The 25,037-nt window shown below is 71.7% G+C and carries 18 protein-coding genes; 6 read left to right on the top strand and 12 right to left on the bottom strand.

All coding sequences use genetic code 11. The features are described from left to right. Positions 1-34: 34 nt before the first annotated feature. Positions 35-2,545 carry a DNA helicase PcrA gene (pcrA, locus tag ACFU9P_RS06005; protein WP_376379994.1) on the bottom strand — a complete coding sequence of 837 codons (2,511 nt, stop codon included), beginning with the start codon at positions 2,543-2,545 and terminating at the stop codon, positions 35-37. Between the two features lie 337 nt (positions 2,546-2,882). On the opposite strand from pcrA, the gene ACFU9P_RS06000 reads away from it, so the two are divergent. Then, positions 2,883-4,097: an NlpC/P60 family protein gene (locus tag ACFU9P_RS06000; protein WP_376379997.1), complete on the top strand. Its 1,215-nt coding sequence runs from the start codon at positions 2,883-2,885 to the stop codon at positions 4,095-4,097. A gap of 31 nt (positions 4,098-4,128) precedes the next feature. Here the strand turns inward: ACFU9P_RS06000 and ACFU9P_RS05995 are convergent, their stop codons facing one another. Beyond that, a complete protein-coding gene (locus ACFU9P_RS05995; protein ID WP_376380000.1) occupies positions 4,129-4,482 on the bottom strand; it encodes a hypothetical protein in 354 nt (117 codons plus the stop codon). 250 nt (positions 4,483-4,732) lie between these two features. Here ACFU9P_RS05995 and ACFU9P_RS05990 point away from each other — a divergent pair, with 250 nt between their 5' ends. Together ACFU9P_RS05990 and ACFU9P_RS05985 are read left to right on the top strand one after the other, a co-directional pair. Then, on the top strand, positions 4,733-5,815 hold the full coding sequence (locus tag ACFU9P_RS05990) for an NlpC/P60 family protein (RefSeq protein ID WP_384077982.1): 1,083 nt from the start codon (positions 4,733-4,735) through the stop codon (positions 5,813-5,815). A 142-nt stretch (positions 5,816-5,957) separates the two neighbouring features. After that, positions 5,958-6,335, top strand: coding sequence for a hypothetical protein (locus ACFU9P_RS05985; protein ID WP_384077981.1), 378 nt, complete (start codon positions 5,958-5,960; stop codon positions 6,333-6,335). A gap of 29 nt (positions 6,336-6,364) precedes the next feature. On the opposite strand, the gene ACFU9P_RS05980 is transcribed toward ACFU9P_RS05985, so the two are convergent. After that, positions 6,365-7,090, bottom strand: coding sequence for a LuxR C-terminal-related transcriptional regulator (locus ACFU9P_RS05980; RefSeq protein WP_376380008.1), 726 nt, complete (start codon positions 7,088-7,090; stop codon positions 6,365-6,367). 103 nt (positions 7,091-7,193) lie between these two features. After that, a complete protein-coding gene (locus ACFU9P_RS05975; protein WP_384077980.1) occupies positions 7,194-8,504 on the bottom strand; it encodes a PspC domain-containing protein in 1,311 nt (436 codons plus the stop codon). 233 nt (positions 8,505-8,737) lie between these two features. Between ACFU9P_RS05975 and ACFU9P_RS05970 the strand changes: the two genes are divergently transcribed. After that, a complete protein-coding gene (locus tag ACFU9P_RS05970; RefSeq protein ID WP_384077979.1) occupies positions 8,738-10,237 on the top strand; it encodes a PspC domain-containing protein in 1,500 nt (499 codons plus the stop codon). Beyond that, entirely contained in the window at positions 10,224-10,511 is a 288-nt protein-coding gene (locus ACFU9P_RS05965; protein ID WP_384077978.1) for a hypothetical protein, read from the top strand. Before ACFU9P_RS05970 ends, ACFU9P_RS05965 begins: the two co-directional genes overlap by 14 nt. Here the strand turns inward: ACFU9P_RS05965 and ACFU9P_RS05960 are convergent. From ACFU9P_RS05960 to guaA, 3 genes are all read right to left on the bottom strand, one after another. Next, a complete protein-coding gene (locus tag ACFU9P_RS05960) occupies positions 10,421-10,936 on the bottom strand; it encodes a DoxX family protein (protein ID WP_384077977.1) in 516 nt (171 codons plus the stop codon). The two genes, ACFU9P_RS05965 and ACFU9P_RS05960, sit on opposite strands and share 91 nt — an antisense overlap. Before the next feature lie 200 nt (positions 10,937-11,136). Next, a complete protein-coding gene (locus tag ACFU9P_RS05955) occupies positions 11,137-12,402 on the bottom strand; it encodes a hypothetical protein (protein WP_376380022.1) in 1,266 nt (421 codons plus the stop codon). A 276-nt stretch (positions 12,403-12,678) separates the two neighbouring features. Continuing rightward, positions 12,679-14,262: a glutamine-hydrolyzing GMP synthase gene (gene guaA, locus ACFU9P_RS05950; RefSeq protein ID WP_384077976.1), complete on the bottom strand. Its 1,584-nt coding sequence runs from the start codon at positions 14,260-14,262 to the stop codon at positions 12,679-12,681. A gap of 414 nt (positions 14,263-14,676) precedes the next feature. On the opposite strand from guaA, the gene ACFU9P_RS05945 reads away from it, so the two are divergent. Continuing rightward, positions 14,677-14,955 carry a chorismate mutase gene (locus ACFU9P_RS05945; RefSeq protein ID WP_376380028.1) on the top strand — a complete coding sequence of 93 codons (279 nt, stop codon included), beginning with the start codon at positions 14,677-14,679 and terminating at the stop codon, positions 14,953-14,955. Positions 14,956-15,476: 521 nt separating this feature from the next. Here ACFU9P_RS05945 and ACFU9P_RS05940 read toward each other — a convergent pair. From ACFU9P_RS05940 to ACFU9P_RS05920, 5 genes are all read right to left on the bottom strand, one after another. Next, positions 15,477-17,249, bottom strand: coding sequence for a GMC oxidoreductase (locus ACFU9P_RS05940; RefSeq protein ID WP_384078364.1), 1,773 nt, complete (start codon positions 17,247-17,249; stop codon positions 15,477-15,479). A gap of 150 nt (positions 17,250-17,399) precedes the next feature. After that, positions 17,400-19,100 (bottom strand): succinic semialdehyde dehydrogenase, encoded by a 1,701-nt coding sequence (locus tag ACFU9P_RS05935; RefSeq protein WP_384077975.1) that lies wholly within the window; start codon positions 19,098-19,100, stop codon positions 17,400-17,402. Between the two features lie 106 nt (positions 19,101-19,206). Then, on the bottom strand, positions 19,207-20,883 hold the full coding sequence (locus tag ACFU9P_RS05930; protein WP_384077974.1) for a serine/threonine-protein kinase: 1,677 nt from the start codon (positions 20,881-20,883) through the stop codon (positions 19,207-19,209). A gap of 128 nt (positions 20,884-21,011) precedes the next feature. Then, entirely contained in the window at positions 21,012-22,922 is a 1,911-nt protein-coding gene (locus ACFU9P_RS05925; protein ID WP_384077973.1) for a protein kinase, read from the bottom strand. Positions 22,923-22,977: 55 nt separating this feature from the next. Beyond that, positions 22,978-24,687, bottom strand: a complete 1,710-nt coding sequence (locus ACFU9P_RS05920) for a serine/threonine-protein kinase (protein WP_384078363.1) — start codon at positions 24,685-24,687, stop codon at positions 22,978-22,980. Positions 24,688-25,037: the final 350 nt, after the last annotated feature.

The raw sequence follows: 25,037 nt of genomic DNA, 5'->3' as shown, positions 1-25,037 counted from the left end.
CCGTCCGGCGATTGAGGACAGACCCGCCCGCCCCCTACAGCTTCTCCACCGGCGCATACCTCAGCAGCAGTTGCTTGGGCTTGGTGTCGCCGAAATCCACTGTCGCCTGCGCGTTCGCGCCCGTGCCTGTTACCGCCATGACCGTGCCCAGGCCGAACTGGTCGTGGGTGACGCGGTCTCCGACCGCCAGGGAGATCACCGGCTTGTCGGTCATGCGCCGCGTGGCGAAGCCCGCCGCACCGCCGGACCGCGAGCGCGAGCCGGAACCCGTCCCGCCCGCCGCCGCGGACAGCGAGGACGCGATCGAAGTGGTCGGCCCCGCCGGGATCTGCGCTCCGGTCCGCTTCCACTCCAGGTGCTGGCCCGGGATCTCCTCCAGGAACCGCGACGGCGGGTTGTACGCGGGCTGCCCCCACGCGCTCCGCATCGACGACCGCGTCAGATAGAGCCGCTCGCGGGCGCGGGTGATGCCGACATACGCCAGCCGCCGCTCCTCCTCCAGCTCCTTGGTCTGGCCCAGCGCGCGCATGTGCGGGAAGACGCCGTCCTCCATGCCCGACAGGAACACCACGGGGAACTCAAGGCCCTTGGCGGTGTGCAGCGTCATCAGGGTGATGACACCGGAGCCGTCCTCGTCCTCGTCGGGGATCTGGTCGGAGTCGGCGACAAGCGCCACCTGCTCCAGGAATTCGGCGAGCGTGCCCGTCGCGGCCGGGGCCGCCGCCGCACCCGTGTCGTCGGCCGCCGCCGCTGCCGCCTGGGCGCGCTCCTGCTCGAACTCCAGCGCCACCGCGGCCAGTTCCTGGAGGTTCTCGATACGGGTCTCGTCCTGCGGGTCGGTCGAGGCCTGCAACTCCGCCAGATAGCCGGTCCGTTCGAGCACGGCCTCCAGCACCGTCGCCGGTCCGGCGCCCGACTCGACGACCGTACTCAGCTCCTCCATCAGCGTGTTGAAGCGCTTGACCGCGTTGGCGGAGCGTGCCGCCATGCCGTACGCCTCGTCCACCCGGCGCAGGGCCTGCGGGAATGTGATCCGCTCCCGCTGTGCGAGGGCGTCGATCATGGCCTCCGCGCGGTCCCCGATGCCGCGCTTGGGGACGTTGAGGATACGGCGCAGCGGAACATTGTCCTCCGGGTTGGCGAGGACCCGCAGATAGGCCAGCACATCGCGGACTTCTTTGCGCTCGTAGAAGCGCACTCCGCCGACGACCTTGTAGGGCAGGCCGACCCGGATGAAGATCTCCTCGAAGACACGGGACTGCGCGTTCGTACGGTAGAAGACAGCGACATCGCCCGCCTTGGCCTCGCCCGCGTCCGTCAGCCGGTCGATCTCGTCGGCGACGAACTGCGCCTCGTCGTGCTCCGTGTCCGCGACATAGCCGGTGATCCGGGCGCCGGCGCCGGCCTTTGTCCACAGGTTCTTCGGACGGCGGCTCTCATTGCGCTCGATGACCGCGTTGGCGGCGCTGAGAATCGTCTGCGTGGAGCGGTAGTTCTGCTCCAGCAAAATCGTGGTCGCGTCCGGGTAGTCCTCCTCGAACTGGAGGATGTTACGGATAGTGGCGCCCCGGAAGGCGTAGATCGACTGGTCGGCGTCGCCGACGACACACAGCTCGGCCGGGTCGTGGTCCTCGCCGGACGGGCCCACCAGCTCACGTACGAGCGTGTACTGGGCGTGGTTCGTGTCCTGGTACTCATCCACCAGCACATGGCGGAAGCGCCGCCTGTAGTGCTCGGCCACATCCGGGAACGCCTGGAGCAGATGGACGGTGGTCATGATGATGTCGTCAAAGTCCAGCGCGTTGGCCTCGCGCAGCCGCGCCTGGTACATCCGGTAGGCCTCGGCGAGCGTCTTCTCGAAGCCGTCGGCGGCCTGTCCCGCGTACGTCTCCTCGTCGATCAGCTCGTTCTTCAGATTCGAGATCTTGGCGCTGAAGGACTTCGGCGGATAGCGCTTGGGGTCGAGGTCCAGATCGCGGCAGACCAGGGCCATCAGCCGCTTGGAGTCGGCGGCGTCGTAGATCGAGAACGACGAGGTGAAGCCGAGCCTCTTCGACTCGCGGCGCAGGATGCGGACGCAGGCGCTGTGGAAGGTCATCACCCACATTGCCCCGGCGCGCGGGCCGACGAGCTGCTCGACCCGCTCCTTCATCTCCCCGGCGGCCTTGTTGGTGAAGGTGATCGCCAGTATCTGGCCGGGGTGGACACTGCGGGTGCCCAGCAGATGCGCGATCCGGTGGGTGAGGACCCGGGTCTTGCCGGAGCCGGCTCCGGCCACGATGAGCAGGGGCGATCCCGTGTGCGTGACGGCCGCGCGCTGCTCCTCGTTCAGCCCTTCGAGCAGCGCGGCGGGGTCCACGACGGTCCGCGGGGAGCCGTCGCGGTGGTACGCGTCGCGCGCCGGGGGCATGTCGTACGCACCCTCGAAGAGGTCGTCGGGCACCGCCTCCTGGGCGTGCTCGTCGTGGTCCTCGGGCGGCGGCGGGGGCTCGTCGCCGGAGGGCTGGAGGTCCGCCAGGAAGTTGTCGTCAAAGAGGCTGCTCATCGCTTTCCGAGTCTATTCCGCCGCACTGACAGCCCGCGCCCGCCTTGGAAAGACTCCTGGCATCCAGGAGTGCGGCGATCACTTGATCACACAAGGTGACGAAAATGCCCTCGCGACCCCCGTTCGACCCTTTGCAGCGACCGTCTCGCATCACATAAGCAAATGGTCACGAAAATGTATCGGGCATATCGCCCATCGACCTTCACATGAGGACCACAGTTTGGCTAGCGTGCTCGCTCAGGCAGCCCGAACCCCCCAAGGCGATCCGCGCCGAGCGGGCGACCTTTGCTGAAATCGGACATTCCAGAAGGAAGTTCGACGGAAGGAGATGCTGGCCTTGGCGTCGCATCGCAAGTCGCGCACCCGTAGCGGAGTACGCACCAACTCCCCCGCGGTCGGTCTCACGACGGCCGCCCTCGCTTCGGTCACGCTGCTCTCGACGCAGAGCGCGAACGCCGCTCCCACCGAGCCCAGGCCGTCGGTCGAAGAGGTGCAGAAGAAGGTCGACGACCTGTACCGCCAGGCCGGTGGCGCGACGCAGCAGTACAACAAGGCCAAAGAGGCCACGGAGAAGCAGAAGCGCACGGTCGGCCGGGTGCTGGACGAGGTCGCCAAGCGCGCGGACAAGCTGAACGAGGCCCGCCGTACGCTCGGAGGCTTCGCGTCCGCGCAGTACCGCGAGGGCGGGCTCGGCCAGACCGCCGCCCTGCTGTTCGCCGACAGCCCGCAGGCGTACTTCGAGCAGACGCAGATGATGGACCGGCTGGCGGACCGTCAGCGCGGTGTCCTCGCCGACTACCAGGCGCAGCAGGCCGCGGCGGCCAAGGAGCGGGCGCAGGCGGCGAAGAGCCTGGAGTCGCTGACCGCGTCGCAGGCCGCCTTGCGGACCAGCAAGGAGAACGTACAGAAGAAGCTCGGAGCGGCCCGTGCGCTGCTGTCGCGGCTGACCGCCGAGGAACAGGAGCGGCTGGCGGCGCTGGAGCGCAAGAAGGAGGAAGAGGCCCGCAGAAAGGCCGAGGCGAAGGCCAAGGAGGAGGCCCGCGCGAAGGCGGAGGCCGAGCGGCTGCGCGAGCAGCAGCAGGCCGCGGAGCCGCCTTCGGCCGGTACGGACACGGGCACGGGCACTGGCACGGACACCAGCCCTGGTACGAGCACCGGTACGGGCACGGGCACCGGTTCCGGGACCGCCGGCGGCAGTTACGCCACCAAGGCCGCCAAGGTCCTCGCCTTCGCACGCGCGCAGATAGGCAAGCCGTACGTCTGGGGCGCCTCGGGACCCAGTTCGTACGACTGCTCCGGCCTGACCCAGGCCGCCTGGCGCGAGGCGGGCGTACAGCTGCCCCGTACCACCTGGGAGCAGGTGGAGGCCGGCACGCGCGTTTCGACCGGGGATCTGCTCCCCGGCGATCTGGTCTTCTTCTACGACGACATCAGCCATGTCGGCATCTACATAGGCGACGGCATGATGATCCACGCCCCCAAGCCGGGCGCGAACGTCCGCGAGGAATCGATCTACTACATGCCCATCTACGGGAGCGTCCGCCCGGCCTGACAAGGCCCGGGGGCCCGGGCCGGAGCGCCGGTCAGGTCCAGAGCGTGGCGATGAAGATATTGGCGAGCGTCAGACCGCCGACCGCGCCGAACAGGCCCTTCGGCGCGGTCTCCTCGTCCCGCTTCACATAGACCACGCCCAGGATCACGACCAGGACCGCCAGCTTGATCCCGATCTTGATGTTGTTCACGGGGTTGTCGTCGGCCTGATTGAGGCCCACCAGGGCGACGCCCGTGACCAGCATCGTCAGCGCCCCGTGCAGCATCGCCGGGCTGAACCGCGCCGTGCCGGCGCTCATCGACTTCATCTGGGTCAGAAAGCCGCCGAGCAGCGACGCTATGCCGATGATGTGCAGGGCGACGAAGACATTGATGAGTACGTCCATAGCGTGAGACTAGCCGGGCTCATATCACCTCTTCGGGGTGAGGTGGGGCTTTGTTTCCCTATCGGCCGGGTCGGACCGGAAGGGCACTGTTCCGCCGGGGCCCGTCCGGTCACAAAGCGGTCCGGAAGTTTCAGCTCCGGCCAATAGCGGCCTTGCCGTCACCGGGCTGTGACCTCTCGCCCTAGCGTCCCTCTCCAGGCGGCCGACTCGTACCGCCCGACCGTACGGACGTGAGGAAGTGGACGCCCCCGTGGCAGCGCACCGAAAACGCAAGCAGCGCCGGCTCACCGGCCCGACCGGCCGTACCGCCGCCACCCTGGCCATCGCCGGCGCCGCGACCGCCGGCGCGGCCACCCCCGCGCACGGGGAGCCCCGGCTCACCCCCGCACAGGTCAGGGCGAAGATCGACGGCCTGTACGAGGAGGCCGAGGCGGCGACGGAGCGGTACAACGGGGCGAAGGAGAAGGCGGACGAGGCCCGTGACTCGCTGACGGAGCTGCGGGACGAGGCCACCCGCAGGACGGGCCGGCTTAACGCCGCGCGCAACGCGCTCGGTTCGGTCGCCGCCGCGCAGTACCGCGGGGGTACGGGCGGCCTCGACCCCGCCGTACAGCTCGCCCTCAGCTCCGGGCCCGACGAGTTCCTGGAGCGCGCGGGGCTCGCCGAACGGGCCGGGGCCCGGCAGGCCACCATGGTCACCGGGATCCGCAAGGAACTCGCGTCGATCGCCCAGCTCCGCAGCCGCGCCGACGGGCGGCTCGGAGAGTTCGAGGCCCGCCGGGCGGAGCTGGCCCGGCACAAGGCCACCGTCCGGGAGAAGCTCGACTCCGCGCACGCGCTCCTGGACCGGCTCACGGCGGCGGAGCGCGCCCGGTACGCGGAGGAGGCCGGGAACGGCGCGTACTGGTCCGGGAACGGCGCGTACGCCGCGTACGCCGCCCGCGCGGGGCGTGCGACGGCCCGGGGCGCGCTCCTCGCGCCGGACTCGCGCGCCGCGGCGGCCGTGGCGTACGCGTACGGGGCGATCGGCAAGCCGTACGCCTGGGGCGCGACCGGGCCCGGCGCGTTCGACTGCTCGGGGCTGACGCAGGCGGCCTGGCGCGCCGCCGGTGTCGCCCTGCCCCGTACCACCTACACGCAGATCGGCGCGGGGCGGCGGGTGGCGCGCGACCGGCTCGCGCCCGGCGATCTGGTGTTCTTCTTCTCCGGTGTCAGCCATGTCGGCATCTATGTGGGCGGCGGGCAGATGATCCACGCGCCGCGCCCGGGCTCGGCGGTGCGGATGGCACCGGTCGACGAGATGCCGTTCGCGGGCGCGACGCGGCCTGCCTGAAAAGGCTGCTCGGATCTGCCCCGAGCCCGGCCCCGGCCCCGGACACCGGCCTCGTAACCGGTACGGACCACTCCGGGGTGCCGCTTCCCCACCTTCGCGCCACGATGAGCAGCAGTACGCCGTCGGCCGCGAAAGGGAAGCCGTGAGACGAGCCACCGCCGTCAGAGCGTCGGTCCTCACCTTCGGCGCGCTCTTCGTACTGGCGCCGGTCGGTGTCACGCCCAAGGGCTGCGGCGATCTCTCCGGCGGCCGGCTCTGCATCGAGGGCCCGATCGGCGGTGCGGGCCGGTTCATCACACGGTACGTCCAGCACGCGGACCGGCCGGGCACCGCCGTACGCCTCGGCTATCAGCGCAAGGACGACCGGATCGTGGCGTTCCCGGGGTGGTTCGGGACGCGGCACACCCGGCACGGCCGCGCCGAGCTGGCCCGTACGCTCGACACCGCGCCGGGCGAGTGCATCCGCGGTCTGATGGAGCACCGGAACCGGACGTACATCACCCAGTGGCGCTGCTCCTAGGCCGCCACCTCAGCCCCGGAAGCAGCGCCTCAGACCAGTCTGCGGGCCGTCGCCCAGCGCGTCAGCTCGTGCCGGTTGGAGAGCTGGAGCTTCCTCAGGACCGCCGAGACATGCGACTCCACGGTCTTCACCGAGATGAAAAGCTGTTTGGCGATCTCCTTGTACGCGTATCCCCGCGCGATCAGCCGCAGCACCTCGCGCTCCCGCTGGGTGAGCCGGTCCAGGTCCTCGTCCACCGGCGGCGCGTCCGTCGACGCGAAGGCGTCGAGGACGAACCCGGCGAGCCGCGGCGAGAACACCGCGTCGCCCTCCTGCACCCGGAAGATCGAGTCGACCAGATCCGTGCCGGTGATCGTCTTGGTCACATAGCCGCGGGCACCGCCCCTGATCACGCCGATGACATCCTCGGCCGCGTCGGAGACCGACAGGGCCAGGAACCGCACCGGATTCTCCGGCGCCGCCATCATCGGCGCGCAGCGCCGCAGTACCTCGACCCCGCCGCCGCCCGGCAGATGGACGTCGAGCAGGACGACCTCGGGGCGGGTCGCCGTGATCACGGTCACCGCCTGGTCCACATCGGCCGCCTCACCGACGACCTCGACACCGGTCTGTTCGGTGCGGCCGATCTCCGCCTGTACTCCCGTACGGAACATCCGGTGGTCGTCGACGAGCACGACCCGTACACGACGGCCGTCCCCGGCCGGGGTCCCGCCGCTGTCCGCCGGACTGCCGTTGGCCCCTACGCCCTCGCTCATGGTCTCTGCCCCTCGTCCTCGTCATTCGGTCCTGGGCCGTGTCCGAGCCCTGTCCGGCCGGTCCTCGCGGGCACGACCCCGGCGCGCGGCGGGATGCCACGGGTCATCCGTCCGCCCGTTCCATCTCCAGCTCGACCTCCGTGCCGCCGCCGGGCACCGAACGCAGTCTGGCCGTCCCGCCGTTGCGCTGCATCCGGCCGATGATCGACTCCCGTACGCCCATCCGGTCCGACGGTACGGCGTCCAGGTCGAACCCGGGGCCGCGGTCCCGTACGGAGAGGAAGACCGTACGGCCCTCCACCTCCGCGAAGACCTGTACCGCGCCCCCATCGCCACCGTACTTGGCGGCGTTGACCATTGCCTCGCGCGCGGCCTGCATCTGTGCCGCCAGTTTCTCGTCGAGCGGGCAGTCGCCGACGACCACGACCTCGATCGGCGCTCCGTGGTGGTCCTCCACCTCGGCCGCCGTCCGCTTCACGGCCTCGGCGAGGGTGGCCGGCTCGTCCTCCTCGTCCTTGCCGCGGCCCTCCGGCTTGTAGAGCCAGGCCCGCAGCTCGCGCTCCTGGGCGCGGGCGAGCCGGCGGACCTCGCCGCCGTCGTCGGCGCTGCGCTGGATCAGGGTGAGGGTGTGCAGCACGGAGTCATGGACATGGGCGGCGACCTCGGCGCGCTCCTGCGCGCGGATGCGCATCAGCCGCTCCTCGGACAGGTCCTGGGTCATCCGTACGAGCCAGGGCCCGGCGAGCAGGGCGACTCCGGCGACGACGGCGATGGCCCCGGTCAGTACGTTGCCGAACTGGGCGGCCGAGCCGCGCACCACCATGAACACGGCGAGGCCGAGGCCGACCAGGGCGACACCGGCGAGGGTGCGCGCGAGCTGGAAGAGCCGGCGGCGGCGGCCGACCTCGGTCCAGCGGGCCCGGCGCGCGTTGTCGGCCTGACGCCACACCAGGACGACGCCGGCGCCTATCAGCAGCAGCGGCCAGATGTAGCGGTCGGCGTGGCTGCGGCCGAGATTGACGTTGCCGACGAAGATGCCTGCGCCGATCACCAGCGCGATCAGCGCGAAGATCTGGCCCTTGTCGGGCTTGCGAAGCCTGCGTCTGCCGTCGGGGCTGATCTCGAACAGGGAGCGGGGTTCGACCGCCGTGCCGCCGACACCGAGCGGTACGACGATCCAGAAGACGGCGTACAGCAGGGCGCCCAGGCCCTGTGCCATGAAGAGGCCGAGGAAGACCAGCCGCACCCAGACGACCGGCAGCCCGAGATGGCCGGCGAGTCCGCGCGCCACACCGCCGAGCAGCCGGCCGTCCGCGCTGCGGTACAGCTTGCGCGTCGGCTGCTCGTCCGGCACGGGGGCGCGATAGGAAGAGGACGCGGAAGGCGCGGCAGGGCGGGACGGGGCGGCTGGCATGCCTTCGATAGTCACATGGCGCGGTGCGGGGGTACATCAGGGTCGGGTCCCTGAGGCGACCCTGATGCGCGTCGTTGACCCGTCCCCCGCCGGGAGGACGAACGGCTCGTCCCTCCGGAACGACCGGACCGCAAACGTCCGTGATCCCTGAGGTCGCCGCCCGGGTCGATATCAGGGAGAGCCCAGGGTCGGAACGGCTGGAGGCACGGGATCCGGGCCGTCACCATGGACGTATGACCCAGCCGTCGGCCCAGTCGCCTCCCGACCCGCGCACCGCGCCGCCCGCCGCCGAGCCGTCCTCATCGGACGCCTCCGCCGCGGGTGCCACTGCCGCGGGCACTTCCGGCACGGGCGGCGCGGGCACCACCGGCGTCGGCGACGCGGGGACTTCCGGCACTTCCGGCACTTCCGGCGCGGGCTCGGTGGACGCCGCGGCGCCGCAGCTTCAGCGCAGTCAGCGCCAGAAGGTGATCGCGGGCGTGTGCGGAGGGCTCGGGCGGTACTGCGATGTGGATCCGGTGATCTTCCGGATCGTCATCGGGGTGCTCTCGGTCACCGGCGGGATAGGGCTGATCTTCTACGGCTTCGCCTGGCTGCTGATCCCGCAGGAGGGCCAGGAGGAGAACGAAGCCCGCAGGCTGCTTTCGGGGCGTGTCGACGGCGCTTCGCTGATCGCCGTGCTGCTCGCGCTGATCGGCTGCGCGCTGTTCCTGTCGATGCTGGGCAATGACGGCACCCTGGGCTTCGCCGCGATGCTGTCGACGGCCGTCGTGGGCTCCGCCGTGTGGTCGCAGCGCCGCCGCGCCGCCGCGCCCCATGGCAGCGTGCTGGACCCGGCGACGGCGCAGGCGGTGGCGGAGGCGCCGCCGGAGACCATGGCGCCGCCGATCCCGGGCCTGCACTCGTGGTGGCGCGATCCGATAGTCAAGGACGGCACCACGGGCCCGGCCTCCGCGCAGACCTATCTCTGGGGACCTGAGGACACCGAAGCCGGTACGGACAGGCGCTGGCAGCCGTGGCATCACATGGGGCCCTGGCACCACATGGGGCTCTGGCACCACATGGGCAGGAGCGCTCAGGAGCGGCAGGCCCGCCCCCCGGGGCCGCGCGGGATCGGTGGCACTGTGCTGCTGCTCGCGCTGATGGCGGGCGGTCTCGGCACGGGGCTGTCCTGGCAGAGCCGGCCGTTCGGCACGAGCCTCCAGATGGGCCTGACCGCCGCGCTCGCGGTCTTCGGGCTCGGCCTCGCGGTCAGCGCCTTCCTGGGCCGTACGGGGATAGGGACGATCTTCCTGACCATGGTCACCGCCGCGCTGCTCGCGGGCGCGACGGCCGTGCCGAAGAACATCACCACGGAGTGGGGCCGCCAGCACTGGATACCCGTCTCTGCCGCTTCGGTGAAGCCACGGTACGAACTGGGCTCCGGCGTCGGCACGCTCGACCTGACCCGGCTCACGGTGCCCAGGGGCCGTACGGTCAGCACGTCGGCCGAGGTGGGCGCCGGGCAGCTCAAGGTGGTCGTACCGCAGGGGGTGACGGTGAAGCTGCGGGCCCAGGCGGGGCTCGGTGATGTGCGGCTGCCCGGGGACCCGCCGAACGATGTGGACATCGCGCCGGACCAGTCGCGGCAGCGCACGCTCACCCCGCGCGCGGGCTCGGCCCCGGCCGGCACGCTCGATCTGAAGCTCGAAGTCGGTCTGGGACAGGTGGAGGTGACCCGTGCCACGTCATGAGATGCGCCATGAGATCCGTCCCGGCCGGCTGGTGGCGGGACTGTCGGTGCTGGCCGCGGCCGCCGCGTACGGAGGCGACGCGGCGGGCTCCTGGCACACCCCGTGGTACGCGGTGTTCCCTGTGGTGTTCGGCGGCCTGTTCCTGGCCATGTGGGTGGCCGCGGCGGACTACCTCATACGCCGCTACATACTCCGCCGTCGGCCGGCCATCGCGGAGTCGAGCGAGAACACCGGGGCACCGGCGAGCACCAGCGGCAGCCACGCCATCAGATAGGCGAGGTCATTGCCGTAGTAGTACGGATCGCTCTGCCAGCTCACGGTCAGCCAGAGGCTCAGGGAGATCACGGCACCGCCGAAGGCGGCGAGCCGGGCCAGCACTCCGAAGAGGGTGCCCAGGCCCACGGCGAGTTCGCCGATGGCGATGGCGTAGCCGAACCCGGCGGGGTTCTTGAGCGCGAGGTCGACCAGCGCGGGGATGGCCGAGCTGTCTCTGACCGCCCGCATCATCTCGCCGACCGATCCCGTGCCGGTCGACGCGAAGAAGCCGCCCTGGGTCAGCTTGTCGATTCCCGCGTAGATGAAGGTGACGCCCAGGAATATCCGCAAGGGAAGCAGCGCGTAGCGGCCTGCGTTCTCCCGCCAGCCCCGGCGCTCACCGCCGAGCTGCCCGTAGTTGTCCGTCCGGTAGCCATACGTCATCGCCCGTCCGCCTCTCCCCTGTCCCACACCGCTGCCGCGGGAGCGTATGCCCACGCGGCCCCTCGCCCATGCATACGCAGCAGACGTGCCGGGCGCTCAGTCCTGGCAGGGGACCACGGTCCCGGCCCGGCTTCAAGAGGAAGGGCCAAGGGACGGGGAACGATGACCGGGGGATGGCCGCGGTCAATGGCCGGGGGGCCTCAGTCCATGACCTCGACGATCACACGGTTGGTCTCGACGCCCGCCGCCGTGACGACCTGCACCTCCACCGAGCCCGGTTCCACATCCACCGGGACGGGCACGGTGAGGCAGGTGTCCGACGGGTTGGCGAAGCCGCCGGGGACCGGCACCAGGGGGACATGGACATGGACGGAGCCGATCCGGACGACCATCCGGGCCAGCCGGTCCGGGGTGCCCGCGCCGGGCGGTACGAAACCCGCGCCGCGGATCTCGATGTCGTCGCCGGTACGGATGGGGGCGTCCAGATCGCCCGCCTCCCTGGCCCGTACCACCGACAGGACGAGGGGCCGGCCGCCCTCGGCGTACTTGCCGGTGAAGTAGGTGGCGGCGGAGACGGCGACCAGGAGGGCCAGCGCCCAGGGCAGATCGGGGAGTTGCTCGGGCCGCCGGGCGAGGCGTACGGCGGAGAACAGCAGGGCGACGGCGTTCACCACGACGTACTGGACATCGGTGAAGCTGCCGCGCCCGCCGTCGTCGCAGAGCAGATCGGCCAGCCGCGGGCGCTCCGCCCGTACCTTCTGGAGCCGCTGGGACAGGACCCGTACGGCCACCACCCGGCGTACGACCACGGCGATGGCACAGACCACGGCCAGGACGGTCACCATGCCGGCGCCCCGGGCCAGATCGAGCCCGGCGATCAGCTCGTCACGCCTCTGGTGCCCGGAGGCGCCCGCGAGCTGGAGGGCCAGCACGAGCACGGAGAAGACGACCATCAGCACCCAGGAGGAGGCGACGGTCCGCGAGGTGGACAGCCGGTTGTCCTCGCCGATCAGCGGCGCGAGCAGCCCGCCGCGGGCCCGGTGGAGCCTGGCCGCGACGGTCAGCAGGGCTCCGACGACGAGCGCGGCGACCAGCCCTGCCGTACGGGCGGCGCTCCAGCCGGCCCCGATCGCGGTCACGGACTGCGCCAGCGCGAGTGCCACGACGGCGCCGCCCACCACGAACAGGGTGTGCCGCCAGACCGCGTGGAGCCAGGCGTCGCCCGCCGCGCGGCTGCGCTCGGCCACCGCCCGCGCGGACTGGGTGAGTTCGTCGGAGACCCACTGGCGGGAGGCGCTCGCGGAGTAGGCGACCGCGGCGGGCAGGCCCTGGCCCGCGGCCAGTTCGTCCCGTTTCTCCAGGAACGCGGCCACGGCTCGCCGGTGCCCCTCGCGCGCTCCGTGCGGGCAGTCACCGCACGTGCAGCCCCCGCCGTGCGTACCCTCTCGCGCCACTTGCACCGCCACGCCGTCTGCCGCCTTCCCCGCCCCGACTGCCCGTGAACTTCCTTGCACCGTCTGGGAATTGTGCCGTACGGAGTGAGGTCCGTACGCAGTCGCCCCGGTCGCGGCGGGTGAGAACACGGTTACGGTGTTGACTCACGCGCACCATCGGCACCACCGGCCCCCGGCGTCACCGGCCACCGGCTCAACCGGCCCCGTCGGACTCTCCGGCCCCAGGACCCGAGAACCGGCCCCGGCCGTCGGATGTCATTCCCGCCCGGCGTCACTTCCCGCCCGCGGTCACTCCCACTCGATCGTGCCCGGCGGCTTGCTCGTCACATCGAGGACCACGCGGTTGACGTCCGCGACCTCGTTGGTGATCCGCGTGGAGATCCGGGCCAGCACGTCGTACGGCATCCGCGTCCAGTCCGCGGTCATCGCGTCCTCGGACGAGACGGGCCGCAGCACGATCGGATGCCCGTACGTCCGTCCGTCGCCCTGGACGCCGACGGACCGTACATCCGCGAGCAGGACCACCGGGCACTGCCAGATGTCCCGGTCGAGACCGGCGGCGGTCAGCTCCTCGCGGGCGATCGCGTCCGCCTCGCGCAGCAGGTCGAGCCGCTCGCGCGTGACCTCGCCGACGATCCGGATCCCGAGGCCGGGTCCTGGGAAGGGCTGGCGGTGGACGATCTCGTCCGGGAGGCCCAGCTCCTGGCCGACCATCCTGACCTCGTCCTTGAACAGCTTGCGCAGCGGCTCGACGAGCTGGAACTCGATGTCGTCGGGGAGCCCGCCGACATTGTGGTGGGACTTGATGTTGGCGGTGCCGGTGCCGCCGCCGGACTCGACGACGTCCGGATAGAGCGTGCCCTGCACCAGGAACGCGACGTCCTCGCCCTCGGCGCCCGCCTCGGCGACGATCTCGGCCTGGGCCTGCTCGAAGACCCGGATGAACTCACGGCCGATGATCTTCCGCTTCTGCTCGGGGTCGGAGACCCCGGCGAGCGCGGTAAGGAAGCGCTCCTGCGCGTCGACGACCTTGAGCTGCACGCCCGTGGCGGCGACGAAGTCCTTCTCGACCTGCTCGGTCTCGCCCTTGCGCATCAGCCCGTGGTCGACATACACACAGGTGAGCTGGGAGCCGATGGCCCGCTGGACCAGCGCGGCGGCCACGGCCGAGTCCACACCGCCCGACAGTCCGCAGATGGCGCGCTTGGTGCCGACCTGCTCCCGGACCAGGGCGATCTGTTCGTCCAGCACATTGGCGGTGGTCCAGGTCGGCTCGATGCCGGCGCCCCGGTACAGGAAGTGCTCCAGGACCTGCTGGCCGTGGGTGGAGTGCATCACCTCGGGGTGGTGCTGGACTCCGTACAGCCTCTTCTCGTCGTTCTCGAAGGCCGCCACGGGTACGACGTCCGTGGACGCGGTGACGGTGAAGCCGGCGGGCGCGGCGGAACAGGCGTCGCCGTGGGACATCCAGACCGCCTGCTCGGCCGGGGTGCCCTCGAAGAGCGTGGAGCCGGTCTTGGAGACATGCAGCGGGGTACGGCCGTACTCACGCGCCCCGGTGTTGTCGACGGTGCCGCCGAGCGCGGTGGCCATGAGCTGGAAGCCGTAGCACATCCCGAAGACCGGGACACCGGCCTCGAAGAGCGCGCGGTCCACGCTGGGGGCCTTCTCCGCGTACACGGAGGACGGGCCGCCGGAGAGGATGATCGCCTTCGGGTTTCTCGCCAGCATCTCGGCCACGGGCATCGTGGACGGGACGATCTCGCTGTAGACCCGGGCCTCCCGGACGCGACGGGCGATGAGCTGGGCGTACTGCGCACCGAAGTCGACAACGAGGACGACATCGGGGGCGGCGGGGGGCGCTGCTGGCACGGGGCGGCCTTCCGGCGGTGAACACGAGCGGGAGTGATTGTCTCGATTCTACCGGGGAGGGCCGATGCCCCAGATCCTCTGTGGACAACCGGCATCCGCTGTGGACAAGCGACGCCGCGCGGGACCGCGGTACGTCTGACGCCGCACAGACACGCGGTACGTCGCACGAGCGGTACGTCTCACCATCCGAACCCCCGTGTCCCGCGCGGTGGCGCCCGGTCCATACTGGTCGCATGCGCGAGCAGCTCACCTTCGTCTTTACCTATGGCACCGGCCCGTCCGGCTGCCATGGTCGTGCTGCTTGAACTGACAAGCGACTTCCCAGGCGCCCCGGGCCGACAAGGCCCGGGGCGTCTGTCGTGTCTGGGCCGGCAGGACCCGCGGGGCGCGCACTCCCCCGACAAGGACCTCACGATGCAGACCAGCCCCACTCCTGACTCGACCTCCACGCCCGCCGCGCTGATCGGCGACGCGCGGGAGCGCATCGACGCGCTGGACGACCGGATCATCGGTCTCGTCCAGGAACGGATGGCCGTCTCGGCCGTCATCCAGGACGCCCGGATCGGCTCCGGGGGCCGCCGGATCAGCCTCTCCCGCGAGATGGAGATCCTCAGCCGCTACCGGGACGCCCTCGGCAAGCCGGGCACGGCGCTGGCGATGACGCTGCTGGAGCTGAGCCGGGGCCGCATCTGAGTTCGGGCCCGCTCTCACCCGTACGGCGCGTGACCGGGTCCGGAGGGGCTTCGTTGGACCAGGCGTCCGTGCCACCCAGGGGCGGGCTCGCAGAGAAGAGAGCACCACGCGTGGCTCCGCCGGGGCGTGCGACGTACCGCAGATACGTCGTGGGACCTCGTCCCGGCGCTCGTGACCGGCAGGCAGGGGACAGCAGCCCGGTCACCCAACGGCGGTCGGCTCCGGGGACGCCCGGACCCGGCCGCCCCGGTCTTTCGCCCCCTCTCCGGACGCCCCCCGCGCCCCTCGTGCCCCTTCTGTCCCGCGCGCCCTCGTGCCACCCCCGTCACCCCGCCCTCCCTGTGACGCAGACCACTTAAAGATTTCGTGAAGTCGGCCGCAACCATCTACGCGCGCCGCGGGTCTTGTTTGCGTGAAGAGCGGCCCCACCAGTGACTTCCGTGCCTGGCAGGGCCCACGACGGCGCTGCACTCGGAGGGGGGTGCAGCGCCTCAGCGTGCCTCCCGCCCGGAATCCCGGGTTCAGGCACCCGCCCCCGGCTCCTTCGGCGGCACCGCCGGTATCCCCAGGAACGGCAGTCTCAGCGCGCCGAACGCCTCCGCCGGGACCGCCGGGGACCTCGGCGCCACCGGTTCGGTCCTTGCATACGCCACGCCCTGCTCCGGACGGGGATCCGGCTCGCCCTTGTTCGGCCAGAAGGCCATCGCGCGCTCGGCCTGAGCGGTGATCGTCAGCGACGGGTTGACGCCCAGGTTCGCCGAGATCGCCGAGCCGTCGACGACGGAGATCCCGGGGTGCCCGTACAGCCGGTGGTACGGGTCGATCACGCCCTCCTCCGCCGATGCCCCGATCACACAGCCGCCCAGGAAGTGCGCGGTCAGCGGGGTGCCCATCAGCTCGCCCACATTGCTGCCCGCGAAGCCGTTGATCTCCTCGGCGAGAAGCGTGGCGGCCCGCGTCGCCTCCGGTATCTGCTTCGGGTTGGGCGCGCCGTGCCCCTGCCGGGCGGTGAGCAGCCCCTTGCCCGGGCCGCCCGTCCGGCGGTACGTGGTCAGCGAGTTGTCCAGCGACTGCATCACCAGGCCGATGATGGTCCGCTCCGACCAGCGGCGGTTGGAGAGCGAACGGAGGAGCTGTACGGGGTGCATCACGGCGTTCGCGAGCCAGGCCCGTATCCGCCGGTCGCTCAGCGGCACTTGGAGGGTGGACAGCGCGCCCATCGCGTTCGAGCCCCTGCCGTAGCGCACCGGCTCGATATGGGTCGAGTCGTTGGGGTGGACCGAGGAGGTGATGGCGACGCCCCGGGTGAAGTCGGCCCGGGCGGCGGCGCCGTACCGCCTGCGGTAGCGCCGGTCGTCGGTCTGCGCGCCCACCAGGGCCTCGGAGTTGGTACGGGTCAGCTCGCCCAGCCTCGCCGGGATCCGCGGCAGCAGGCCCCGGTCGCGCATGGTGTGCAGCAGGGTCTGCGTACCGTACGTACCGGCCGCGAGCACCACATGGCGGGTGCGCAGAACGGTCGGGCGCCTCTGCCTCCGGCCCCTGCGGCGGGCGTTGGTGGGGACGGTGGTGACACGGTGGCCGCCCGCCGGGTCCTCCTCCACCGCGATCACCGTGGTCATCGGGTGGATGACCGCCCCCGCGCGCTCGGCGAGATGAAGGTAGTTCTCGGTGAGGGTGTTCTTGGCGCCGTGCCGGCAGCCCGTCATGCACTCGCCGCACTCGGTGCAGGCCCGGCGGGCGGGGCCGGCGCCTCCGAAGTACGGATCGTCGACGGCCGTACCCGGCCGGGCCTTTGAGGCGCCGTCGGCGTCCTCGCCGTCCCCGAAGAACACCCCCACCGGCGCCAGGTGGAAGCTGTCACCTGCGCCCATCGCCTCGGCCGCCGCCCTGAGATGCACGTCCGAGGGGGTCATGGTCGGGTTGAGCCGTACGCCGAGCATCCGCCGCGCCTGGTCGTAGTACGGCCTCAACTCCCGTTCCCAGTCGGTGATGGCGGCCCACTGGGGGTCCTCGAAGAACGCGGCGGGCGGTACGTACAGGGTGTTGGCGTAGTTGAGCGAGCCGCCGCCGACCCCGGCGCCCGCCAGCACCATCACATGCCCGAGCAGGTGGACGCGCTGGATGCCGTAGAGGCCGAGGGCCGGGGCCCAGAGGTAGTTCCTGATGTCCCAGGAGTTCTTGGGGAGGGTCTCGGGGGTGAAGCGGCGGCCGGCTTCCAGGACGCCGACGCGGTAGCCCTTCTCGGTCAGCCGCAGCGCGGAGACAGAGCCGCCGAAGCCGGAGCCGACGACGATCACGTCGTAGTCGTAGGCGTCGTCGCACGCGCAGTCATGGGCGCGGTCGTCATCGAGGCCGTCATCGAGGCCGCCGCCGAAGCCGCCGCCGTCCCGGGCGTCGTCCTGTGCCACTGGCGCGCTCGCTCTCCTCGTCGGGAACCGCCGCGGCTACCGCAGCCGCAGAGCCTTCATCGCCCGCAGACCGCGGCTCATCAGGGCCGCGTACTTCTCGTCGTCCATCCCGAAGGACGGCGCCATGGGCAGGAGCCGCTGCTGCGCGACGGTCTGGGCCTCGGTGTATTTGAGGATGCCCTCGGCGCCGTGCCGCCGGCCCAGCCCCGAGTCCTTCATGCCGCCCATCGGCGACCGCGCGCTGCCGTACGCCGCCGCGTACCCCTCGTTGATGTTGACCGTGCCCGCCCGCAGCCGGGCCGCGACCGCGTGGCCACGGGCCGAGTCCCTGGTCCAGACGCTGGCGTTGAGGCCGTACGGCGTGGCGTTGGCGAGGCGGATCACCTCGTCCTCGTCGCTGAACCGGTAGACGGACACAACAGGACCGAAGGTCTCCTCCGTACACACCGCCATCGGCGCCTCGACGCCTTCGAGAATCGTCGGCTCGTAGAAGTACGGTCCGATGTCGGGGCGCGCGGTGCCGCCCGCGAGAACCGTGGCGCCCTTGGCGACGGCCTCCTCGACATGGCGTACGACCGTGGAGAGCTGGCGTTCGCCCGCGAGGGAGCCCATGTCCGCGCCGTACGCGAGGGAGTTGCCGAGCCGCATCGCCTTCGTACGGGCGGCGAACCGCGCGAGGAAGGCGTCGGCCACCGACTCGTGGACGTACAGCCGCTCGATGGAGATGCACAGTTGCCCGGCGGAGGAGAAACAGGCACGCACGGCGCCCGCCGCCGCCTTCTCGACCTCGGCGTCCTTGAGGACCAGCATGGCGTTCTTGCCGCCCAGTTCGAGCGAGACGCCGACGAGCCGGTCCGCCGCGCTCTTCGCGACCTCGCGGCCGGTACGGGTCGAGCCGGTGAAGGACACGTAGTCGGCGTGCCGGACGATCTCGGGGCCGATCACCGGGCCCTCGCCGAGGACCACCTGGAGCACCTCGGGCGGCAGCCCCGCCTCGACCAGCAGGTCACGGCCCCAGAGCGCGGTGAGGGCGGTCTGGGTGTCGGGCTTCATCACCACGGCGTTGCCGGCGGCCAGCGCGGGCAGGGCGTCGCTGACGGACAGCTCGAACGGGTAGTTCCAGGGCGCGATCTGGCCGACGACCCCGCGCGGCTGGCGCAGTTCGGTGACCTTGGTGAGGGCCGGTACGGCGCCGATGTGGCGCTTCGGCCGCAGATACGAGGGGGCCGAGCGCCCGTAGTGGCGGGCGGCGACGGCGACGCCCTGGAGCTCTTCGTGGGCGTGCGAGCGGGCCTTGCCGGTTTCGAGCTGGATCAGATCGAGGATCTCGGCCTGGCGGGCCAGGACAAGATCGTGGAAGCGGAGCAGGACGGCGGCCCGCTGTCTTACGGGGACGGCGGCCCAGCCGGGCTGGGCGGTACGGGCCCGCTCGAAGGCGGCGGCGACGTCCTCGGGGGTGGACTCGGGCAGGTCGGCCAGCTTCTCCCCGGTGAAGGGGGCGTGGTTGGCGGTACGGCCGGAGCCGGTGACCCCGTGCGTGAGCTGGGCGACCACCTCGGGGGTGACCACATCGGCAGCGGTCCGCGCACGGGCGGGGGCGGCGGCCACCGGGTTGGTGCCGCGGGCGGAGCCGGTGCCGGGGGCGCGGTCGGTGCCGGAGATGCCCGGGCTGCCGGGGGTGCCCTCCGGGTCAGGGGCGCTGCCGGAGTGGGCGGCGGGGGCCTGCGAGTCCGTCATGGGGCCGAGGGTAGGCCGCGTGCCGGACTTTGGGTACCCGTCGGTAACACCTTTTCACCGACCCCTCACTGAGACCCTCACCGCCCCCTGAGCAGCCGGACAAGGCCTACGTCTGCTCGATGTCGAGGTGCTCGACCACGTTCCCGTACAGCTCCTCGCCGTCCGTCACCGCCGCGCCCTCCGCGGGCATCGCGACCCGCAGCCGCAGATAGACATCGTTCTCGCCGGGGATGACGAGTTCGTGCCAGCGGTAGCGGATCGGATCGTCGTCCGAATCGCCGTATGCCGTGTAGTCGACGACCGTCTCGAAGCCGGGACGGCCCTGGTGTTCGACGTTCTTGGTGGTGACCTCGGCGTCCTTGATCTCCGTACCGTTGTCGCCGCCGCGCTCGTAGTGCGACTTCCAGACGTTCGCCTCCGGCGCCAGGACGTCGTCGGCGTTGTCCGTGGCCCGCTGGACCCGCTCCAGGTAGATGAGGAAGACACCGCTGGGGTCGCGGTAGGTGACGCCGGTGTCGCTGATGGTCTGGGCGCGCTTGTACTCGTCGGGGACGCCGACCTTCGCGCCGAGGATCTCGTTCTCCGGGCGGATGCCCCAGCCCTCGGGCAGTTCGGCGCCGGCGAACGGCCTGGCGAGGATCAGGAACAGGGCCAGCGCCACCGCGAGCACCCCGCCGCCGAATCCGTACCGCGCCGCGCGGCTCCCGTACAGCACGGGCGGCACCCAGGCGGCGGCACCGGTCTGCCTGCCCGCGCCGGAGTCCCCGGACAGCAGGGTCGCGGCGAGCGCGGGGTGCGGCGGCCGGGCCACCGAGTCCAGGACCGCCCGTATCTCCGCCGGGTCCGGCCGCGCCGCCGGGTCCTTGCGCAGCAACTGCATCACCAGCGTGCCGAACGGCCCGGACCCGCGGGCGGGCATCTGCGGTTCCGCGGAGAGTACGGCCTGGAGGGTGGCGGGGACATTGGAGCGGCGGTACGGGGACATGCCCTCCACCGCCGCGTACAGCACCACACCCAGCGACCACAGGTCCGACTCGGGCCCCGGCCGCTGGCCCAGCACGCGTTCGGGCGCGATGAACTCGGGCGAGCCGACGAACGAACCGGTCTCCGTCAGCCCCTGCTCGCCCTCGGTCTGCGCGATGCCGAAATCGCTCAGCACGACCCGGCCGCCGCGGCCCAGCAGGACGTTGTCCGGCTTGACGTCGCGATGCAGCACGCCCTGTTCGTGGGCGGCGGTGAGTCCGTCCAGTACGTCGAGTCCGATACGGGCGGCCTCGCGCGGGTCGAGGGTGCCCTCCTGGAGCCGGTCGGCGAGCGACTGGCCGCGCACCAGCTCCATCACGATCCACGGCTTGTCGTCCTCGATCACGACATCGTGCATGGTGACGACGGCGGGGTGGTCGATCCGGGCGGCGGAGCGGGCCTCGCGCTGCATCCGCAGATAGACGCGGTCACGGTCGCGTTCGCTCAAGTGGTCGGGAACGCGCGGCTCCTTGACCGCAACGTCCCGGTCCACGACCTCGTCGTGCGCGCGCCAGACCGTACCCATGCCGCCGTGCCCGAGGCGGGAGACCAGCCGGTACCGGCCGCCGAGCAGCCGACCGACGGCCGGGTCGGCCACGGTGTGCCCGGGGCCGGCGGTGTGGCCCGGGCCCGCGGCGTCGCCGGGGCCTGCACTCTGCGGCGGGATCCGCGGGGCATTCGGCTGGGCGTTCGGCTGGGCGTTCGGCGGCTGGAGTTCGTAACTGGTCGGCTCGTTCGCCCGTCCCCCGTTGTTCGTCATGCCCACATCCTTACGAACAGTGATCGCCGTCGCCACCGCGGAAGCGGAGCAGATGCACAGCCGTGACAGTGCAGCCGTGACAGCGCGCGGTGCGCGGCGCGGTGTGCGCGGCGCGGTGTGCACGGCGCTCAGCGCACCGGACTGGGCAGCGGGATGCCCGCCGGCGGCGGTACGAAGGAGTCGAGGGCGGTGTCGAAGTACGCCCGCGCCGTGTCGAGCCGGCCCAGCGGAGCCGAGACCCACACGTCGTACAGCCGTCCGTCCTGGCCCCAGCAGAGGTCGAAGGTGTGGCGCTCGCCCTCCTCCGGCGAGAAGCCGTTCCAGGTGAACTCCCAGAGCGCGGCCGGGAATCCGTTGTGGGTGGTGGCGGTGACACTGCCGTCGTGGTAGCCGGGGTTGGTGTCGGGGCCGTCGGCGTCGGAGCGGCGCATGGCGGCGAGCGGACCGCCGGGGACCGGGCCGCGGACGCGGATGCCGATCCGGAACGCGCCGTCCGCCGACATGTAGAAGATCCGTTTGCCGTCGTGGGAGCGCGTGAAGCCGTCGGGGACGGCAAGGGTGAAGCCCATCGGATCGTTGACGATGCGATAGCCGATGGGGGCGGGCGGAGCAGCGGGCGTCCGTACCGTGCTGACCGGCGGGGTGCTGCCGGGGGCCGGGCCCGTACCGGCGCCTGAGGCGGTGGTACGGCCGGGGCGCCCGTCCGTACGGTCCACCTGGCCGCCGCCTTCCCTGAGCAGCAGGACCGATACGGCGCCGCCGGCCAGCACGGCGACCACCGCGCAGGCGACGAGGGCGGTACGGCGGCGGACGCGCGGGGCGGCGGATACGCCGGGGGTGAAGGTGTCGGGCGGGCGGTGAGGCTGAGGCTCCGGGGCCGGGGCCGGGCGCGACTTCAGGGACATCATGGACTTCAGGGACTTCCGCGACTTCAGAGACGGAAGGGATCGCTGGTGTTGCCAGGACCTCTGGGGCCGCTGGGGCTGCCGATGTTGCTGATGTTGCTGAGCCTGTGGGGATTGCGGGGTCTGCGGGAATTGCGGCTCGGACTCCGGGTGCGTGACGGTGGCAACGTACGCGCGCAGCAGCCGTTCCGCCTCCGCCGCGTCCATCCTGCTCGCCGGATCCCGCTTCAGCAGCCCACGTACGACGGGCAGCAGCGGCCCGGCGGCCTCCGGCGGCCGGATCTCGGCCTCCACCACCGCGTGCAGCACCCCGGCCAAGGAGTCGCGGTGAAAGGGCGATTCGCCGCTCAGCGTCGCGCACAGCAGCGCGCCGAGCGACCAGAGGTCGGAGGCCGGTCCCGCGACATCGCCGTCCAGTACCCGCTCGGGCGCGGTGTACTCGGGCGAGCCCACGAACGAACCCGGATCGGTGATCGTGGTGGCGCCCACCAGACGGGCGATCCCGAAGTCGGTCAGTACGACCCGCCCGGTGCCCTCCTCCAGCAGCACATTGGCGGGTTTGAGATCGCGGTGCAGCACCCCGAGGCCGTGCGCGGCGCGCAGCGCGCCCAGCAGCGCGAGCCCGATCCGCGCCGCCTCGGCCGGGCCGACCGGACCCCGGGCCGAGAGCAGGTCGGCGAGCGAACCGCCCTCGACCAGCTCCATGACGATGTACGGGCGGCCGTCCTCCTCCACGACGACGTCATGGACGACGACCACATGCGGATGTTTGACCCGGGCGACGGCACGGGCCTCGCGCAGCGTCGCGGCGCCTTCGCCGTCGTGCGCGGCGTGGAGTTCCTTGACGGCCACGCGCCGGCCGAGGAGTTCGTCGTCGGCGCGCCATACGGTGCCCATGCCGCCGCGGCCGAGCCTGCTGCCCAGCCGGTAGCGCCCGGCGATCAGGCGGGTGGCATGGTCCGAGGCGTGCTGACCGGCCTGCCGATCGACCTGCTGATTGATCCGCTGACCGGTCTGCTGACCGGCCTGTTGGCCGACCTGCTGGTTGATCCGCTGGTTGATCTGCTGACTGGATGAAGCGTGCTGACTGTCCGGAGACTGCCGGCCGTCCATGGGATCGTCGGGATCGTCCATGGGCCGACCGCTGTCCGCGGGCTGCCGGTCGTCGGGCAATACCGTCCCCTTCCGCTCACTGGGCGGAATCGCCGCCCGGCGGCTGCCAGCTCCGCAGCACGGCGTCGAACTGCTTCCGCGTCGTGGCCCAGTCTTCCTCAGGACCGGACATATAGATCGCATACTCGGTGCTGTTGTCGTCCGAGTAATAGATCTGGTCGATCGCGTGGCGCGGGCCCGGGTGCCCCTGTCCCTCCGCCTCGGTCCAGGTGAACTCCCAGAGCGCGGCGTTCGTCTGGTCGCGGAAGGTGTCCGGCCCGAGTTTGATCCGCGTGTACTCCGGCAGCCCCTGGAGCGTCTTCTCCATGTTCAGCATGTGCAGATACGGGTTCTCGAAGTCGGGCGGGGCGATGCTGATCCTGATGAGATGGCGGCCGTTGTCCGGGGTGAAGTCGATCTGGTCGCCCTCCATCTGACGCTCCCAGCCGGGCGGGACGCTGAGGCTGAAGCCCTCGGGGGCGTCGACACGTACCCAGCCGTCGGTTACGGAGCCGTCGGCCGCGCCCTCCGAGGTGGTGCCGTCCGGGGTCCCGCTCTGCTCCGTACCGCTGCTCTGGTCCGTACCGCCGTCCGCCGCCTGTCCGTTCGAGGCGCCCCCGTTCCGCGAGCCGTCGGTGCCGCCGTCCCCGCCCCACTTCAGTGCGGCGAAGCCGGCACCGCCGCCGAGGACCGCCGCGGCGACGACGGCCACAACGGTCGTACGCCAGCGACGGCGGCGGCCGGGACGGCCCGGGACGGTGCTCCCGGGGACGGTGCTCCCGGGCTGCGGAGCGGTGGCGAATGCCGGAGCGGTGGCGAATGCCGGAGCGGTGACGGGTGCCGGGGCGGGTATGTGCGCGGACGGGGGCAGTTGCGCGGTGGCCGACGCCCGCTCGCCGTACGGCACGGCCTGCGTCGGTACGTACGCCTGCGCCTCGTCGGGCCGCCGCCCCTCCAGCACCGCGCGCAGCATCCGCTCGGTCTCGGTCACCCCGGGCCGCGCCGCCGGGTCCTTGCACAGCAGCGCGGCGATCACCGGCGCCAGCGGGCCGGCCTGGGCGGGGTGGGGCGGTTCCTCCGCGACCACGGCCTGCATGGTGGTGAGCGGTGAGGTGCGGCGGAACGGCGAGGTGCCCTCCACCGCCGAGTAGAGCGTCGCGCCCAGTGACCACAGGTCGGAGGCGGGGCCGGGGTCGGCGCCCCGTACCCGCTCGGGCGCCAGATAGTCGATGGAGCCGACGAGTTCACCGGTTCTGGTGATCGTCGCATCGCCCTCTATCGCGGCGATACCGAAGTCCGTGAGCAACACCCGGCCGTCGCGTGCGAGCAGGACATTGCCCGGCTTCACATCGCGGTGCAGCACCCCGGCGGCGTGGGCGGCGCGCAGGGCGCCGAGCACCTCGATCCCGATCCTGGCGGCCTCGCGGTAGTGGACCGGGCCGGTCCGCTTCGCGGTGTCGGCGAGGGAGGGGCCGTCGACGTACTGCATGACGATCCAGGGGCGGCCGTCGTGGTCCAGGACATCGTGGACCGTGACCACGCCGGGGTGGGTGATACGGGCCGCGGCCCGCGCCTCCTTCTGGGTGCGCTGGTGCAGTACGGCGCGGTCGGCCTCGGACACATAGCGTCCCGCGGTCAACTCCTTGACGGCGACGGTCCGGTGCAGGACCTCGTCGTGTGCGCGCCAGACCTTGCCCATGCCGCCGGCGCCGATGGACTCGGCGAGGCGGTAGCGCCCGGCGAGCACCAGGCCGGCGCCGTTGCCCGTACCCGGTCCCGGACTTCCGTCCGTACCGGCCCCTGAGGAGCCTGCCCCTGAGCCGGCACCCGGCCCAGAGCCCGCCCCTGCGGTCGTGCCCGCGCCCGCGCCCGTTCCCTGTGACTGATCCACGTTCCCTGCCCCGTTCCTCGGCACCACAGAGTACGGAGGTGACGGTCAGCCACGGAACCTCGGGTGGCGCACGGAAACAGCACTGTGACGCGGGGGGGCCGGCCGGGGCGCCCGCCCACCCTACCCCCCCCCCCCCCCCCGTCCCCCCATAGGCGCTGGTTGTCTGTTTGTCGATCTCCTCCACCCTTTTCCCCTTGCTGTCTGGG

This window comes from Streptomyces sp. NPDC057617, assembly GCF_042800555.1.
Taxonomy (GTDB): Bacteria; Actinomycetota; Actinomycetes; order Streptomycetales; family Streptomycetaceae; genus Streptomyces.
The sequence above is the reverse complement of the archived record's forward strand: the minus strand, read 5'-3'. Positions and strand labels throughout refer to the sequence as shown.

Coding starts and splice junctions, on each gene's coding strand:
- pcrA (WP_376379994.1), bottom strand. CDS start 2,545: ATGAGCAGCCTCTTTGACGACAACTTCCTGGCGGACCTCCAGCCCTCC.
- ACFU9P_RS05995 (WP_376380000.1), bottom strand. CDS start 4,482: ATGGACGTACTCATCAATGTCTTCGTCGCCCTGCACATCATCGGCATA.
- ACFU9P_RS05980 (WP_376380008.1), bottom strand. CDS start 7,090: ATGAGCGAGGGCGTAGGGGCCAACGGCAGTCCGGCGGACAGCGGCGGG.
- ACFU9P_RS05975 (WP_384077980.1), bottom strand. CDS start 8,504: ATGCCAGCCGCCCCGTCCCGCCCTGCCGCGCCTTCCGCGTCCTCTTCC.
- ACFU9P_RS05970 (WP_384077979.1), top strand. CDS start 8,738: ATGACCCAGCCGTCGGCCCAGTCGCCTCCCGACCCGCGCACCGCGCCG.
- ACFU9P_RS05960 (WP_384077977.1), bottom strand. CDS start 10,936: ATGACGTATGGCTACCGGACGGACAACTACGGGCAGCTCGGCGGTGAG.
- ACFU9P_RS05945 (WP_376380028.1), top strand. CDS start 14,677: ATGCAGACCAGCCCCACTCCTGACTCGACCTCCACGCCCGCCGCGCTG.
- ACFU9P_RS05935 (WP_384077975.1), bottom strand. CDS start 19,100: ATGACGGACTCGCAGGCCCCCGCCGCCCACTCCGGCAGCGCCCCTGAC.
- ACFU9P_RS05930 (WP_384077974.1), bottom strand. CDS start 20,883: ATGACGAACAACGGGGGACGGGCGAACGAGCCGACCAGTTACGAACTC.
- ACFU9P_RS05925 (WP_384077973.1), bottom strand. CDS start 22,922: ATGGACGATCCCGACGATCCCATGGACGGCCGGCAGTCTCCGGACAGT.